14 protein-coding genes are annotated in these 14,407 nt (G+C 68.2%); 8 read left to right on the top strand and 6 right to left on the bottom strand.

All coding sequences use genetic code 11. From position 1 onward, the window contains the following. The first annotated feature begins 97 nt into the window (after positions 1 to 97). Positions 98 to 520, top strand: a complete 423-nt coding sequence (locus tag BLR51_RS06500) for a VOC family protein (RefSeq protein ID WP_089845216.1) — start codon at positions 98 to 100, stop codon at positions 518 to 520. Positions 521 to 594: 74 nt separating this feature from the next. Beyond that, positions 595 to 1,365: a 2-dehydro-3-deoxy-D-gluconate 5-dehydrogenase KduD gene (kduD, locus tag BLR51_RS06495; protein WP_089845136.1), complete on the top strand. Its 771-nt coding sequence runs from the start codon at positions 595 to 597 to the stop codon at positions 1,363 to 1,365. On the opposite strand, the gene BLR51_RS06490 is transcribed toward kduD, so the two are convergent. Next, entirely contained in the window at positions 1,362 to 2,021 is a 660-nt protein-coding gene (locus tag BLR51_RS06490) for a TetR/AcrR family transcriptional regulator (protein WP_089845134.1), read from the bottom strand. The two genes, kduD and BLR51_RS06490, sit on opposite strands and share 4 nt — an antisense overlap. A gap of 101 nt (positions 2,022 to 2,122) precedes the next feature. Here BLR51_RS06490 and BLR51_RS06485 point away from each other — a divergent pair, with 101 nt between their 5' ends. The 6 genes from BLR51_RS06485 (at position 2,123) to BLR51_RS06460 (ending at position 9,290) form a co-directional block, all read left to right on the top strand. Further along, entirely contained in the window at positions 2,123 to 3,265 is a 1,143-nt protein-coding gene (locus tag BLR51_RS06485; RefSeq protein ID WP_089845132.1) for an HlyD family secretion protein, read from the top strand. Continuing rightward, on the top strand, positions 3,262 to 4,821 hold the full coding sequence (locus BLR51_RS06480; RefSeq protein WP_089845130.1) for a DHA2 family efflux MFS transporter permease subunit: 1,560 nt from the start codon (positions 3,262 to 3,264) through the stop codon (positions 4,819 to 4,821). The genes BLR51_RS06485 and BLR51_RS06480 overlap by 4 nt, the downstream gene beginning before the upstream one ends. Positions 4,822 to 5,081: 260 nt before the next feature. Next, positions 5,082 to 7,091, top strand: coding sequence for a TonB-dependent receptor domain-containing protein (locus BLR51_RS06475; RefSeq protein ID WP_165616750.1), 2,010 nt, complete (start codon positions 5,082 to 5,084; stop codon positions 7,089 to 7,091). Between the two features lie 14 nt (positions 7,092 to 7,105). After that, positions 7,106 to 7,396 (top strand): hypothetical protein, encoded by a 291-nt coding sequence (locus BLR51_RS06470; RefSeq protein WP_131821794.1) that lies wholly within the window; start codon positions 7,106 to 7,108, stop codon positions 7,394 to 7,396. Further along, complete coding sequence (locus tag BLR51_RS06465) at positions 7,393 to 8,952, top strand: PepSY-associated TM helix domain-containing protein (RefSeq protein ID WP_207543572.1); 1,560 nt, start codon at positions 7,393 to 7,395, stop codon at positions 8,950 to 8,952. Before BLR51_RS06470 ends, BLR51_RS06465 begins: the two co-directional genes overlap by 4 nt. A gap of 2 nt (positions 8,953 to 8,954) precedes the next feature. Then, positions 8,955 to 9,290 carry a DUF3325 family protein gene (locus BLR51_RS06460; protein ID WP_089845123.1) on the top strand — a complete coding sequence of 112 codons (336 nt, stop codon included), beginning with the start codon at positions 8,955 to 8,957 and terminating at the stop codon, positions 9,288 to 9,290. Here BLR51_RS06460 and BLR51_RS06455 read toward each other — a convergent pair. From BLR51_RS06455 to BLR51_RS06435, 5 genes are read right to left on the bottom strand one after another with little or no spacing between them, the layout of a single operon-like run. Further along, positions 9,271 to 9,864 (bottom strand): adenosylcobinamide amidohydrolase, encoded by a 594-nt coding sequence (locus tag BLR51_RS06455; RefSeq protein ID WP_375342678.1) that lies wholly within the window; start codon positions 9,862 to 9,864, stop codon positions 9,271 to 9,273. The genes BLR51_RS06460 and BLR51_RS06455 overlap by 20 nt on opposite strands. Before the next feature lie 41 nt (positions 9,865 to 9,905). Next, entirely contained in the window at positions 9,906 to 10,679 is a 774-nt protein-coding gene (locus tag BLR51_RS06450; protein WP_089845119.1) for an ABC transporter ATP-binding protein, read from the bottom strand. Then, positions 10,676 to 11,656 carry a FecCD family ABC transporter permease gene (locus BLR51_RS06445; protein ID WP_089845118.1) on the bottom strand — a complete coding sequence of 327 codons (981 nt, stop codon included), beginning with the start codon at positions 11,654 to 11,656 and terminating at the stop codon, positions 10,676 to 10,678. The genes BLR51_RS06450 and BLR51_RS06445 overlap by 4 nt, the downstream gene beginning before the upstream one ends. Further along, positions 11,653 to 12,498 (bottom strand): ABC transporter substrate-binding protein, encoded by an 846-nt coding sequence (locus tag BLR51_RS06440; protein ID WP_242656658.1) that lies wholly within the window; start codon positions 12,496 to 12,498, stop codon positions 11,653 to 11,655. Before BLR51_RS06440 ends, BLR51_RS06445 begins: the two co-directional genes overlap by 4 nt. Further along, entirely contained in the window at positions 12,473 to 14,344 is a 1,872-nt protein-coding gene (locus BLR51_RS06435) for a TonB-dependent receptor plug domain-containing protein (RefSeq protein ID WP_089845214.1), read from the bottom strand. Before BLR51_RS06435 ends, BLR51_RS06440 begins: the two co-directional genes overlap by 26 nt. Positions 14,345 to 14,407: the final 63 nt, after the last annotated feature.

Below are 14,407 nucleotides of genomic sequence, written 5' to 3'. Positions count from 1 at the left end.
GACAATGACCAGCACCTTTTTGTCCGCGGACAAGGCCACGCTTGACCCCTGCCCTCCCAGCCGCAGAATGATCCTGCACCCCGGATTGGAGAACGCCATGCAGCAGCAGATCGCCGTCATCACCCTCGGCAGCGCAGATCTTGCGCAATCCCAGAAATTCCTCGCGGAAGGGTTCGGCTGGCAGCCGGTGTTCCAGAACGAGCAGATCCTGTTCTATCAGATGAACGGCTTCCTGCTGGGCATTTTCAAGCGCGAGGCGATGGCAGAGGATATGGGCCAGACCCCGCAGGCCGGTCCCGCCGCCATGGCCTTGGCACATAACGTCGCCACAGAGGCGGAGGTGGCGCCGCTGATGGAACGGCTGGTCCGCGCCGGAGGACGGGTGCTGCGCCCAGCCGATGCGCCCCCGCATGGCGGCTTTCGCGGCTATGTCGCCGACCCGGACGGCCATGCCTGGGAAATCGCGTGGAACCCGGCTTGGCAGATTGATGCCGAAGGGCATGTCACCTTCGGCCTGTAACCGCGCCGCTTTCCGGCCCCGGCTGCGGCTGCTAGCTCTGGCCCCGTCCTCACATCCTTCAGAAAGGCCCCGCCATGACCAAGACCGATATCCCCGATCTTGCCTCCCTCTTTGATCTGACCGGACGCCGCGCGCTGGTCACCGGCGCGCGCAGCGGCATCGGGCAGGCCGCCTGTGCCGCGCTGGCCGCCGCTGGCGCCGATATCGTCGGGCTGGGATCAAGCCCCATGCCGGAGACCGCCGCGCGCATCACCGCCATGGGCCGCAGCTTTGACGCGCTGGAAGTGGATTTGTCCGCGGCACAAGATTTCGACGCGGTGCTGGACCGCGCCGGTCCGGTCGACATTCTGGTGAACAACGCGGGCCAGATCCGCCGTCATGACCTGCTGGAGTTTCCGCAAAGCGACTGGGACGCGATCCTGCAGATCAACCTGACCGCCGCGTTCGGGCTGGCGCAGGCGGCGGCGCGGCAGATGGTGGCGCGCGGCGTGCCGGGGCGGATCGTCAACATCGCCTCGCTGCTGTCGTTTCAGGGCGGCATCCGGGTTGCGTCTTATACTGCCGCCAAGCACGGGCTGCTTGGGCTGACGCGGGCCATGTCGAACGAACTGGCGGGGCAGGGGGTCACGGTCAATGCCATCGCCCCGGGCTACATCGCCACGGACAACACCGCCGCCCTGCGCGCCGACGACGACCGCTCGCAAGCCATTCTGGAGCGTATCCCCGCCGGGCGCTGGGGCGCGCCGGAGGATCTGATGAGCGCGGTGCTGTTTCTCTGCGCGCCGGGATCGGGCTATGTCACAGGCAGCTGCGTGACGGTGGATGGCGGCTGGATGGCACGCTAGCTCTCGGGTCCGTAAGCGGCCAGAAACACCCGCACGGCAGCTTCGGCGGTGCGGGTGATCTCCGCCTCATCCGGCGGGGCAAGGCGGCGCCCGAACACCCGCTGCCGCCAGAGACCGGCAGTGGACAGTTCCAGAAACTGCTGCGCGGCCAGTTCGGGATCGTCGATCCGCAGCCGCCCGGCCGTGGCCTCGGCGGCCAGCCAGTCCGACAGCGCGCTCAGCACATGCCGAGCCCCTGCATCGTAGAAGCGCTGGCCCAGATGTGGCATCCGTTCCACCACCGCGACCACGATGCGCTGCGCCCGCACCACCTCTTCCGAGGTCAGCTGCCGCGCAAGGCCGGTGGCATAGCTGCGCAGCCGGTCCTCGGTGCAGCCCGGCCCGGCCAGAGGTTCGCTGATGCCGCGGAAAAATCGCGCGCGCATGTCCTCGACCAAGGCAAAGAACAGATCCTCCTTGTGCTCGAAATAGACATAGATCGTGCCCTTCGACACGCCCGCCGCCTTGCACACGGCGTTCATGCTGGCGGCGTCAAATCCCTGTTCCAGAAACACCTGCCAAGCGCCGCGCAGGATCTGGCGGCGTTTGTCAGGGTCGGCACCCGCAGCATGGCGGCGTTTCGGCGAGGGCGGGGCAGGGGCATCAGTCTGGGTCATGTGCCCTGTATAATCGAACTGTTCGGTTCGATGAAGTCTTGATCTTTGCCCGCCAGCGTCCTATCTGCCTGTCGAACCACCCGGTTCGATGGGCCGGGCCAATGTCACCGAAAGTCACGCTCATGTCCCGCCACGATCCGATCGACCCCGCCACCGCCACCCCTTCGGCCATGGACACGCCGCCGCCCCGCCGCCGCAAGGGGCCCGTGCTGGCCGGGCTCGCGCTGGTGGCGCTTCTGGCGGGCGGCTGGCAGGGCTGGTCGTGGTGGAGCGAGGGGCGGTTCCTGATCGAGACCGACGATGCCTATGTGCAGGCGGATCTGTCGCTGGTCTCCTCCAAGCTCGAAGGCTATGTCGCCGAAATCCCGGTGGAGGCGAACCAGCATGTCCGGCAGGGCGAGGTGCTGGTGCGCATCGACGATGGCGATTACCGCATCGCGCTGCAGCAGGCGCAGGCCAAGCTGCCGACGCTGGACCGCACGCTGGCCCGGATCGACGCGCAGGTCAGCGCCGCCGAGGCCGCCGTGACACAGGCAGAGGCGCAGCGCGCTGCGGCGCAGGCAAGCCTGCGCACCGCCAGCACGGCGGCGGAGCGCGCCCGAGATCTGGCCGCGCGCCGCGTCACTTCTCAGGCTGATCTTGATGAGGCCACTGGCGCGCTGGACACCGCCCGCGCCAATCTTGCCGCTGCCGAAGCCGCCATCACCGGTGCGCGCGCCGAGGTGGAGGTGCTGCAGGCACAGCGCGCCGAGACGGAGTCGAGCCGCGCCGACCTGCAGCTTGCCGTTGCTCAGGCGCAGCGCGATCTGGACATGACCGTGCTGCGCGCGCCGTTCGATGGCACCGTGGCCAATGTCGCCATTGAACAGGGCGAACTGGTCAGCCCCGGCGCTCGGCTGGCGGCGGTGGTGCCCGATCATGGCCTGTATGTGGAGGCGAATTTCAAGGAAACCCAGCTGGCCGAGATCGTGGCGGGCGAAACCGCGCGGATCCGCATCGACGCGATGGAGGGGCACGAGATCGAGGGCCGTGTGGTGTCGCTGGCGCCCGCCACCGGCTCGGTCTTCTCGCTCTTGCCCGCGGACAATGCCACCGGCAACTTCACCAAGATCGTGCAGCGCGTGCCGGTGCGGATCGATCTGCCCGACGGCACCCAAGGCCTGCGCGCGGGCCTGTCGGTGGTGGTGGAGATCGACCGCCGCACCGCGCCTGAGGGCACCGCCGTGGCGGAGGTGCGGCAATGAGCACGGCGACACAGGACACCGAACCAGACCTTACGCCGCGCCGGGTCGCGGCGTTTCTCGTCATGGTGTTTGGCATGTTCATGGCCATTCTCGACATCCAGATCGTGTCGGCCTCTCTGCCCGAGATTCAGGCGGGGCTGGGGGCCTCGTCTGACGAGATCTCGTGGGTGCAGACATCCTATCTCATCGCCGAGGTGGTGATGATCCCGCTGTCAGGGCTGCTGGCGCGGATGATGTCCACGCGGTATCTGTTCGCGCTGTCGGCGGCGGGCTTCACCGCCGCCTCCTTTCTCTGCGCGACCTCGGGCAGCATCTCGGAAATGATCCTGTGGCGCGGGGTGCAGGGCTTTCTGGGCGGGGGCATGATTCCGTCGGTCTTTGCCGCCGCCTTCACCATCTTTCCGGCCAGCAAGCGCAACATCGTCTCGCCGATGATCGGGCTGATCGCGACGCTGGCGCCCACCGTGGGGCCGACCGTGGGCGGCTATCTCAGCCATACCTTCAGCTGGCACTGGCTGTTTCTGGTCAACGTGCCTGCGGGGATATTGGTGAGCCTTGGCGCGCTGGCGCTGATCGATTTCGACCGCCCCGACTGGTCGCTTTTCGACCGGTTCGACTGGCTGGGGCTGGGCGCGCTGGCCTGCTTTCTGGGCGGCATGGAATTCGTGCTGGAAGAAGGCCCCGGCAATGACTGGTTTCAGGACGAGGCCGTGGCGGTCCTGTTCGCCGTCATGGTGGTGGGCGGCATCCTGACCTTCTGGCGGGCCGTCACGCGGCGCGATCCGGTGGTGGATCTGTCGGCCTTTGCCAATACCAACTTCGCGGTCGGTTCGGTGTTCAGCTTCGTGATGGGCATCGGCCTTTACGGCATGACCTATCTTTACCCGCTCTATCTGTCTTCGGTCCGGGGCTATGACAGCCTGATGACCGGGCAGACCGTGTTCGTGTCGGGGCTTGCCATGTTCTGCACCGCGCCGCTGGCGGGGATGCTGGCCTCGCGCGTGGATCTGCGGGCCATGCTGCTGGTGGGCTTTCTGGGCTTTGGCCTGTCGTCATGGATGCTGACCGGGATGACGGCGGAATGGGATTTTCAGGAACTGCTGCTGCCGCAGATCCTGCGCGGCATGTCGCTGATGATCTGCATGGTGCCGATCAACAACCTCGCGCTTGGCACGCTGCCGCCCGACAAGATGAAGGGCGCCTCGGGGCTTTACAACCTGATGCGCAACCTTGGCGGCGCGGTGGGGCTGGCGCTGATCAACACGCTGCTCAGCGACCGGCGCGCGCTGCACACCGCCCGGCTGGACGAGGCGCTGACATGGTCCAACCCCGAGGCGCTGCGGCAGCTTGACCAGATGGCCGCCACTCTGTCGGCGCAGGGGCTGGACGGCGCGCAGGGGGCGCTGGCGCAGCTGGCACAGCGTGTGGCGGGGCAGGCGGTGGTGATGTCCTTCATCGATGTCTTCCTGCTGCTGACCCTGCTGTTTGTGGGGCTTGCCGTCATGGCGCTGGCGATGAAGCCGCCCGCCCGCGGCGCCAAACCGCCCGCGCATTGACGGCGGGCAGGGCAGGGCAGGGGGCGCTGCCAGCACGGCGGCGCCCCGATCACGCGCGGATCGCGGAAAAGTCAGAAACGTAGTTGACTAAAAAACTCAACCTCTGCTAAGCCCCTCCCGTCGCCGGCAGACGGGCCGGCGCCGACAGGCCAGGTTTTTCCCAGCAATCGGATCATAAAGTTGCGGGTGCTGTCTTGGGGCGGCGCTCCGCTGTGAATATGGCGTCGGGGCGTGTCCCCGGCGGAAAGCGGGACAGGACCATGACACACAGGATCACCTTCGCCGGGCGGTTGCGTTCGGGCTGCGCGGCGCTGCCGCTGATGCTTGCCTCCACTCCGGTGCTGGCGCAGGATCTCAGCCTTGATGACGCCTATCTGGGCGAAATCGTCATCTCGGCCACCGGGTTCGAACAGCAGATCGCCGACGCCCCCGCCACGATCACCGTCATTTCCTCGGAAGAGATCGAGGGCCGCTCCTATAGCGGCATCACCGACATTCTGGACACCATCCCCGGCATTTCCATCGAATCAAGCGGCTCGGGCAAGCTGCCCGGATCAAGCTCGATCAACATTCGCGGCTTTGGCGAGGATTACATCCTGTTCCTTGTCGATGGCAAACCCGTCGGCGACAGTCAGGATGCCTATTACAACGGCTGGGGCAGCGGCCAGCGCACCCAGCTTCTGCCGCCCCCCGCCATCATCGACCGGATCGAGGTGATCCGTGGCCCGATGTCGTCGCTTTATGGATCCGCTGCCTCGGGCGGGGTCATCAACATCATCACCAAACCCACGGCGGATGTCTGGACCGGCACGCTGTCGGTGGGCCAGACCCTGCAGGAAGACGGCAAATCCTCGGATTCGCTGCAGACCAACTATTACCTGACCGGGCCGCTGGTGAAGGACCGTCTGGGGCTGAGCTTTTACGGATCCACCTTCGACCGCGCCTCCGACAAATACGAGGGCGGGTTTTCCGGCATCGAACGGCGCACCAATGGCGTGCGGCTGACCTGGCAGATGACCGAAGCGCAGGATCTGGATCTGGATTACAGCAAGTCGCGGCAGACCACGACGCGCGATCTGGACAACGGCACCACCGAAACCGATGTGAACACCACCCGGCACGATGTGGCGCTGAGCCACCAGCTGCGCTGGCAGAACGGGTTCGAGACCACCTCCTTCCTCAAGAAAGAGCGGGTGGAGATCGACGAGGGCAGCAACCTGTCCTCCTTCGAGCAGCTGAATTTCAACAGCAAGACGCTGATGATCTTCGGCGCCCACAAGATGACCGCAGGCCTTGATTACAAGCTGGAAAAGACCTTCCACGACGCTGACCGCTTTCCGGGATCGATCAACACCGATCTGGAACGCTGGCATGCCTCGCTGTTTGTCGAGGACGAGATCAGCCTGACCGACGATTTCACCCTGACGCTGGGCGGGCGTTATGACGAGAACGAGAAGTTCGGCGACAACTTCACGCCGCGCATCTATGGCGTCTGGCATCTGCGCGACACGCTGACCCTGAAGGGCGGCGTCAGCGGCGGCTATACCGTGCCCGCACTGAAACGCACCGATGACGGCATCGTGGAACAGGCGGGCCGGGGCCGGGGCTGGGACAAGGGCAACAGCAGCCTGCAGCCCGAGGAAAGCACCAATTACGAGCTTGGCATGGTCTGGACGCCGCGCAGCGACCTGCAGCTGGGGCTGACCGCCTATCACACCAAGTTCACCGACAAGATCGACAAGGAACGCATCTGCGACAGCCCCGACACCAATGGCGACGGCACCGTGGACGAGGCCGAATGGAGCTGCGTCTATAACGGCGAGACCCGGCAGTGGATCAACCAGTATGTGAACCTTGACGAGGCCGAGATTCAGGGGGTCGAGGCGACGCTGGACTATCGCTGGCGCGATCTTGACGTGACCGCGAATTACACATGGTCCGACAGCGAGATCACCTCGGGCGTCAACAAGGGCGAACGGCTGAACGCGCTGCCGCAGCACATGGTCAATCTCGGGCTCGACTGGCAGGCCAATGACCGGCTGTCGCTGTGGAGCAAGGTCAAATTCAAAAGCGAGACCAACGAGGAAGCCAGCAGTGACCGGGTGCCCGGCTACACCATCGTGGATCTGGGCGCGACCTATGATTTCAACGACAGCATCCAGGGCAATTTCGGCATCTACAACGCCTTCGACAAGCAGATCACCAGCGAGGATTACGGCTCGCTGCTGGACGGACGGCGCTATTTCGTCGGCCTGACGGCCCGGTTCTGAGACAGGGGGCAGGCGTGGCGTTTCCCTCCGCCGCCCTCTCTCCACGAAGCGCCGTCACCCTCCGGGTGGCGGCGGCTTTGGTCGGGGGGTACGGGCTGGCCAATCTGACCGTGCTGGCCTGCCGCCTGCTGCCGCTTGCGGGGCAGGACGGCGCGCGGCTTGGCGCGATGCTGGCCTTCATGGTCTTTGCGCTGGTCCCGGTCTGGGTCTTTTCCATCCGCAGCCCGGCCCGCATGGCGGCGGGGCTGGTCCTGCCTGCGGCGGCGCTGGTGCTGCTGCTCTGGTTTTTTGGGGGGCTGTCGTGAAACAGGGCTTTCGCCAGAACATGGCCTGGCTGCACACATGGACGGGGCTGGTTCTGGGCTGGCTGCTGTTCGCGGTCTTCCTGACCGGGACGCTCGCCTATTTCCGCAGCGAGATCACGCTGTGGATGACGCCGGAACTGCACGCCGCGCGGCCCGGGCAGGCGCCCGCACAGCTGGCACTGGACCGGCTGGCGGAACTGGCGCCGGAGGCCGACAGCTGGTCGGTGACGCTGCCCTCGGAACGCAGCCCGGTGCTGGGGCTGTCATGGCGCGATCCGGGCCAGCCGCAGCAGCGCGGCGCGGGGCAGGTGATGGATCCCGCCACCGGTGCCCTGCTGACCCCGCGCGACACGGCGGGCGGCAATTTCCTCTACCGCTTCCATTTCGAACTGCACGGGCTGCCGCGCGAGGCTGCGCGCTGGATCGTTGGCGTCGCCACCATGGCCATGTTCGTGGCGATCCTGAGCGGGGTCATCACCCACAAGAAGATCTTCAAGGACTTCTTCACCTTCCGCCCCAGAAAGGGCCAGAGGTCTTGGCTTGATCTGCACAACATGACCGCCGTGCTGGCGCTGCCCTATCACCTGATGATCACCTATTCGGGGCTGCTGCTGTTCACCGCCACGCTGCTGCCCTTCGTGGTCGAAGGCCGCACCCGTCAGGCCGCGCCGCGGACCGACCCGCCGCCCGCCCTGACCGCGCCCGCGCCGCTGGTCCCCATCGCCCCTCTGCTGGCCGAGGCGCAGGCCCGCTGGGACATGCCCGCTGGCCGCATCAGCGTCGAGGGGCGCCTGAGCGCGCGGCCAGAGATCACCCTGTCGCCCGCGCGCAATGACAGTCTTGCCACGCAGGGCGGCGGCGGGGGAGGGGGCGCGCGCCTGCGCTTTGACGGCACCACCGGCGCGCTGCTGGAGGAAACCCTGCCGCCCCGGGTCAGCGCGATCACCGCGACCCACAACGTGCTGGGCGCGCTGCATCGCGGGCGTTTCGCCGATACCGACCTGCGCTGGCTGTTCTTCCTGTCGGGCCTTGCGGGCACGGTCATGGTGGGCACCGGGCTGCTGCTCTGGACCGCGAAGCGCGGCATGAAACACGCCAAATCCGGTGTCACGCCTCTGGGCTTCCGGCTGGTGGAGCGGCTGAATGTCGGCGGCATCGCCGGGCTGTCGCTGGCCACGGCGGGGTATTTCTGGGCCAACCGTCTGCTGCCCGTCCGCCTTGACCAGCGGGCGGAGGCCGAGATTGCCGTGTTTTTCGCGCTTTGGGCTGCGGCGGTGCTGCACCCGTTCCTGCGCGGTCCCGCGCGGGCATGGCCCGAACAGCTGGGGCTGACCGCGCTGCTGCTGCTGGGGCTGCCGCTGCTCAACCCGGCCACGGGGGGTGCGGGCCTGCCGCAGGCGGTGGCACAGGGCAGCTGGATCCTTGCCAGCTTCGATCTGGCGGCGCTGGTCTGCGGCGCGGCCTATGCGCTGGCGTGGTGGTATGCCGGTCCGCGCAAACGCCGCCTGCCCAGCCCGGCGCCGCGCCTGCGCGCGCCACGCATCGCGGGGGAATGACCATGGCGGGATGGCTGTCGCTGCTCTTGTGCTACGCGGGCTTTGCTGCGCTGGCCTGCGCCATGCCCCGGCATTTTGCCCAGCTCACCGGGCGGCGGGGTGCGCCGCTGCGGCCCCGGCTCTGGCAGGGGGCGGGGGCGCTGCTGCTGGCGCTGTCGCTTTGGGCGGCGCTCGATCAGTGGGGGCGGGGGCTGGGCCTGACCGCATGGGCGGGGATCCTGACGCTGGCCGCCCTTGCGCTTGGCCTGCTGCTGACCGGGATCGAGGAGCGGGCGCCGCGCCTGCTGCTGGTGCTGCCCGCCCTGCTTGTGGCGGGGCTTATGCTGGCGGCGGCGTAAACCGGGGCGCCACATCGCGCATCCAGTCCTGCCCGCCCGCCGTCACGGCGGCATAGACGGCGGCGCCGATCGCCTCGCCCGTATCGGTATGCAGGCCCGCGTAATCCTGCCCGCCTTCGGGGGCGGCCACGACGATGCAGTCCGTGCCGGTGCCGGTGGCGATGCCCCCCGGCAAACGCAGCCCCAGATCCATCACGGCGGCGGTGCGCGCCTGCGTGGCGATGCTCAGCGCCTCCAGCAGGCCGGTGTCGCTGAGCGGCGCATCCAGCTGCAGGGCAAGGTTGATGGTGCCCCAGCGGCTTGGGTCGCGGGGCACGCGATGCCCCACCCGTTCGGCATTGGACAGGCCCACCGTGGCAAGGCAGAACGCCCCCGGCACCGCAGCGCTGCGATGGCTGGTCACATCGCGCGAGGTCAGCAGCACCACCGCATCCGCCGCACCAAGCGCGTCAAGTTCGGCGGCGAGCCATGCGCGCACGTCCAGATCGGGCGGCAGATCGGCATTGCGCACCTCGCGCCACAGGATGCGCCGCGCCCGGACATAGCCGGGACGGTTCAGCGCCCAGCTCAGCACCCGCAGCTCTGCCCCCAGATCAAGGCTCAGCCATGGCGCATTCAGGGTGACGGCGGGCAGGGCAGCACCTCCAGCGGTTGAAAGACCGGGCCCTGCGGCGTGTCGGCAAAATGCGCGCTGACCCGGAACACCCGGGCGACCAGATCGGGGGTCAGCACCTCGCGGGGCGGGCCATCCGCCACCAGCCGCCCATGGTCCAGCACCAGAAGCCGGGTGCAGTGCCGCACCGCCAGCCCCAGATCATGCAGCGACACGATCACGCCGCGCCCTTCGGCGGCCAGCGTCGCAAAGACGGTCATCGTGGCGATCTGGTGTTCCGGATCCAGCCCCGCGATGGGTTCATCGGCCAGCAGCAGCGGCGTGTCCTGCGCCAGCGCACGCGCGATCAGCACCCGCGCCTGTTCGCCGCCCGAAAGCCGCGTGGCGGTGCGCGGCCGCAGCGGTCCCAGACCCAGCGCGTCCAGCGCATGATCGACGGCGACACGGTCCGCAGCGCCCATGCGCCGCCCCGGTCCCAGATGCGGCAGGCGGCCGAGCCCCACCAGCGTTTCCACGCTGACCGGCCATGCGATCTCTCGCGTCTGCGGCAGCCATGCGGCGGCACGGGCGCGGGCGGGCTCGGGCAGGGCCGCCAGAGAGGAGTGCCCCTCATGCGCCACCAGCCCCAGCGCCGTGCGCAGCAGCGTGGTCTTGCCCGCGCCATTGGGGCCGATCACCCCCACCAGTTCGCCCGCGCCCACCGACAGCGTGATGTCGCGCAGCACGGCGCGGTCCCGGCGGGTGACAGAGATCCGGTCCAGTGTCAGCAGGGTCATGCGCGCTCTCCCCGGCTGCGCCAGATCAGGTGCAGGAACAGCGGCGCGCCCACCAGTGCCGTCAGCACCCCCAGCTTCAGGTCGCGGTCGGGCAGCACCAGCCGCACCGCGATGTCGGCGGCGGTCAGCATCGCCGCCCCGCCAAGCGCCGAGGCCCAGAGCAGCGGCGCGGGCCGCCCGCCGGTGGCGCGGCGCAGCAGATGCGGCACCACCAGCCCGACAAAGCCGATGGATCCCGCCACCGCCGTGGCCGCCCCCACCACCAGCGCCGTGCCGATCACCAGCCCCAGCCGCAGCCGGGCGGGGCGCACCCCCATGGCCGCCGCCGCATCCTCGCCCAGCGTCAGCGCGTCCAGCCCGCGCCCGAGGCTCAGCAGCAGCGCCATGCCGACCGCCAGCAGCGGCAGCGCCAGCCAGAGATGGGTCATCGACCGGTCGGCCAGCGATCCCATGGTCCAGAACACGATTTCATTGGCGGCATAGGGGTTGGGCGACAGGTTCAGCACCAGCGAGGTCAGCGCCCCGGCCAGCGCCGAGATGGCGATGCCCGCAAGGATCAGCGTCAGCGCGCCGCCTCCCGGTCCCGCCAGCACCAGCACCAGCGCCACCCCCACCAGCGCGCCCGCCAGCGCCGACAGCGGCAGGCCCAGCGTCAGGCTGCCCGCGATCCCGGTCTGGATCGCCAGCACCGCGCCAAGTGCGGCTGATCCCGACACGCCGATCAGGCCGGGATCGGCCAGCGGGTTGCGCAGATAGCCCTGCATCGCCGCCCCGGCCAGCCCCAGCCCGGCGCCGATCAGCGGCGCCAGCAGCGCGCGCGGCAGACGGATTTCGCGCATGACCATGCCAAGCGGCCCGTCGCTGCCAAACACCAGCGCGCGCAGGCTTTCGCCCGCGCCGACCTCTGCGGGGCCGGTCAGCAGCGACAGCGTGACCAGCGCCAGAACGGTCAGGGACAGACCCAGCACCAGTTTCATTCCGTATCCTCCAGGGCGCGGCGCAGGCGCGCCGTGTCTTCCATGGCGCGCAGCACATGCGGGGTGCCGCAGACCCAGTCGGCATCGGTCACCGCCGCCATGGGCATCTGCGCGCGCAGCGCCGCCACCACGGGATGCGCCATGATGTCTTCGGACCGCGATCCGCCGGGATAGGGCTGGCTGGTCAGCACCGCATCGGGGGCGGCCAGCGCCAGCAGTTCCAGCGGGATCACCCCGCCGCGGGTCAGCCCCAGCTCCGCCGCCACATTGGCAAAGCCCGCCGCCTCCAGAATTTCGCCGCCCAAGGTGTTGCCGCCCAGCGTATAGCCATTGGGGAAATAGAGCGCTGCGCGCGGCGGGGTGGCGGCTGGGTCGTGCAGCGTGGCAAGCCGCGCCTCGAATTCGGCCAGCAGTGCTGTCGCCTGCTCTTCGCGGCCCAGCACCTCGCCCATGCGGGCCAGATGGGCGCGCATGTCGTCAAGCCCGGTCACCGGGGCGAATTGCGCGACCGGGATCCCCAGCCGTTCCAGCATCGAGACGGTGGCGCCCGCGGTATAGCTGCCTGCCAGCACCAGATCGGGGCGCAGCAGATAGACCTCTTCGGCGCCGCCATGGTTGAGCGGCCAGTGCTCGGCCTGCTGCGCCATGGCGGAACTGCGCGGATCACGCGCCAGATGCGACACCGACAGCAGCTGCCCCGGCGCGGCAAGCAGCATCGCCATCTGGTCGGTGCACAGGTTGATGGAGACGACGCGCAATGGCGCCGCCTCGCTGGCGGGCGGCAGGGCACAGAGCCCCGCCGCCAGCATCAGGGCCTCAAAACTCCGACGAAAGCCCGACATAGACCGCACGTCCCCGGTTGGCATAGCCCCAGACCTCCACCGCATCCTTGTCGAACAGGTTCGTCACCCGCCCCGTCAGGGTCAGCCGGTCGTTCAGCGCATAGCGCGCCGCCACGTCCACCGTGGTGAAGGCGGGCAGTTCCTCGACCCCTTGATCGCCCCAACTGGTTTTGCCGTAATTCCCCGCGACATGACGCAGGTCGGCGGTGACGGTGCCGCGCCCGTCAAAGGCGGCCAGCGTGGCGCCCAGCGTCAGCTCGTGTTCGGGGCTCCGCACCTCGACGCTGCCATCGGGATTTTCCGCGTTCAGCCACGTATAGCCAAGCCGCAGCCCCAGCGCATCGGTCGCCTGCACCTGACCCGAAACCTCGACGCCCTCGCGGGTGCTTTCGCCGGACTGGTTGATGAAGCTGATGCCGCCACCCGGCAGCGAAACCTCGGTGATCTCGTCGGCCAGGTTTTCGCGGAAATAGGTCAGATCGACCGTGCCGCGCCCGGACAGCACCGGAAGCTCCACGCCCAGATCCCAGCCCGTGTTGATTTCCGGCGTCAGATCGGGGTTGCCGACATAGCCATAACTCTCGGCGTAAAGGTCGAAATAGGACGGGTTGACGACCCCCTTGCCGCCGGAGGCATGCAGCCGCATCCCGTTCTCCAGCTGCCATGACAGGCCCAGCGTCCAAGTGGTGATGTCGTCGAAGCGGGTGTTGTCATCATGCCGCAGGCCCGCCTGAAGGTCGAAACCCTCGAACAGGCGGCCTCGATACTCCAGGGCCAGCGAGGACGTCTCGCGTTCGTATTCGGGATTGCTGGAACTGTCGTCGCGTTCCCATTCCAGCAGCGTGTTCAGCAGATGATCGGTCTGCGCCACATCCCGCCCGTCGAGCGCAAAGCTCAGCCGGTATTTGGCCGCATCGGTGCGGGTGTTGGTGGGGCTGCCGCCGTCATAGCTCTGGGCATTGCGCGTGGTCTCTAAGCTCAGTCGCTGCGCCAGCGCGCTGCCGGGGGTGGCGTATTCGCCAAAGAGGCCCGCCGTGGTTTCCCAGCGGTTGCTGTAGGGTTTTTTGTCGTCCACGACGTAATCATCCGGCCCGGTCGGGGTCCAGCTGTTGGAATCATACTCATAGTCTTCCCGAGACCGACGCAGGGTGAAGCCCAGTTTCAGCGCATCGCCGATCATGTGATCCCCCGACAGGATCGCGGTGCCGCGGTTGATGCCATCCTTTTCGCCGCCGTCCCCGGAAGTGTCGAAGCCCTCGTCCTCGGCATAGGCCAGCGACAGCGACACGCCGCCGCGTGCGCTGCGATTGGCGGCAAAGGCGCTGGCGCTCCAGCCCTGACCGACGCCGATTTCCAGCGTGCTGCGCAGGGTGCGGCCCTCGCTGCCCTTGCGGGTGATGATGTTGATGACCCCCGCCGAGGCATCCGAGCCGTAGAACACCGACTGCGGCCCGCGCAGCACCTCGATCCGTTCGATATTCGCGGTCTCAAGCCCGCTCAGCGCGTAGTTGCCATCGCCTGCCGCCGCTTCGATGCCGTCGATCAGGATCAGCGTATGGGCGGCCTCGGCGCCCCGGATGCGCACGGCGGTCAGGCTGCTGCCAGAGCTTGTGACCGACAGGCCGGGCATGGCGCGCAGCGCGTCCTGCACGGTGGCGATGCCCCGCTCCTCGATCTCGGCGCGGGTCAATACGGTGGAGGCGCGGCCATAGCGGTCGGCGGCGATCTCGCTTAGCCCGCCGGACAGCACGATTTCGCCCAGATCATAGGCGTCCTGTGCCAGCAGGGGCAGGGGGGTCAGCAGGGTGGAGGCGGCCAGCGCCGCCAGCAGATGGGTCCGGGTCATTGTCTTGTCCCTCAGACGCGGCCCGTTCAGGGTCCGCGCGATTCCGGTCTGACCTGCGGGGGA

The sequence above is a fragment of the Salipiger marinus genome (genome assembly GCF_900100085.1).
Lineage (GTDB): Bacteria > Pseudomonadota > Alphaproteobacteria > Rhodobacterales > Rhodobacteraceae > Salipiger > Salipiger marinus.
Note: the sequence above shows the minus strand (reverse complement) of the source record. Positions and strands in the feature narration are given on the sequence as shown.

Excerpts from the sequence above, each read along its gene's own strand:
- BLR51_RS06475 (WP_165616750.1), top strand. The coding sequence starts at position 5,082 with ATGACACACAGGATCACCTTCGCCGGGCGGTTGCGTTCGGGCTGCGCG.
- BLR51_RS06435 (WP_089845214.1), bottom strand. The coding sequence starts at position 14,344 with ATGACCCGGACCCATCTGCTGGCGGCGCTGGCCGCCTCCACCCTGCTG.
- BLR51_RS06440 (WP_242656658.1), bottom strand. The coding sequence starts at position 12,498 with ATGTCGGGCTTTCGTCGGAGTTTTGAGGCCCTGATGCTGGCGGCGGGG.
- BLR51_RS06485 (WP_089845132.1), top strand. The coding sequence starts at position 2,123 with ATGTCACCGAAAGTCACGCTCATGTCCCGCCACGATCCGATCGACCCC.
- BLR51_RS06480 (WP_089845130.1), top strand. The coding sequence starts at position 3,262 with ATGAGCACGGCGACACAGGACACCGAACCAGACCTTACGCCGCGCCGG.
- BLR51_RS06490 (WP_089845134.1), bottom strand. The coding sequence starts at position 2,021 with ATGACCCAGACTGATGCCCCTGCCCCGCCCTCGCCGAAACGCCGCCAT.
- BLR51_RS06450 (WP_089845119.1), bottom strand. The coding sequence starts at position 10,679 with ATGACCCTGCTGACACTGGACCGGATCTCTGTCACCCGCCGGGACCGC.
- BLR51_RS06445 (WP_089845118.1), bottom strand. The coding sequence starts at position 11,656 with ATGAAACTGGTGCTGGGTCTGTCCCTGACCGTTCTGGCGCTGGTCACG.
- kduD (WP_089845136.1), top strand. The coding sequence starts at position 595 with ATGACCAAGACCGATATCCCCGATCTTGCCTCCCTCTTTGATCTGACC.
- BLR51_RS06460 (WP_089845123.1), top strand. The coding sequence starts at position 8,955 with ATGGCGGGATGGCTGTCGCTGCTCTTGTGCTACGCGGGCTTTGCTGCG.
- BLR51_RS06500 (WP_089845216.1), top strand. The coding sequence starts at position 98 with ATGCAGCAGCAGATCGCCGTCATCACCCTCGGCAGCGCAGATCTTGCG.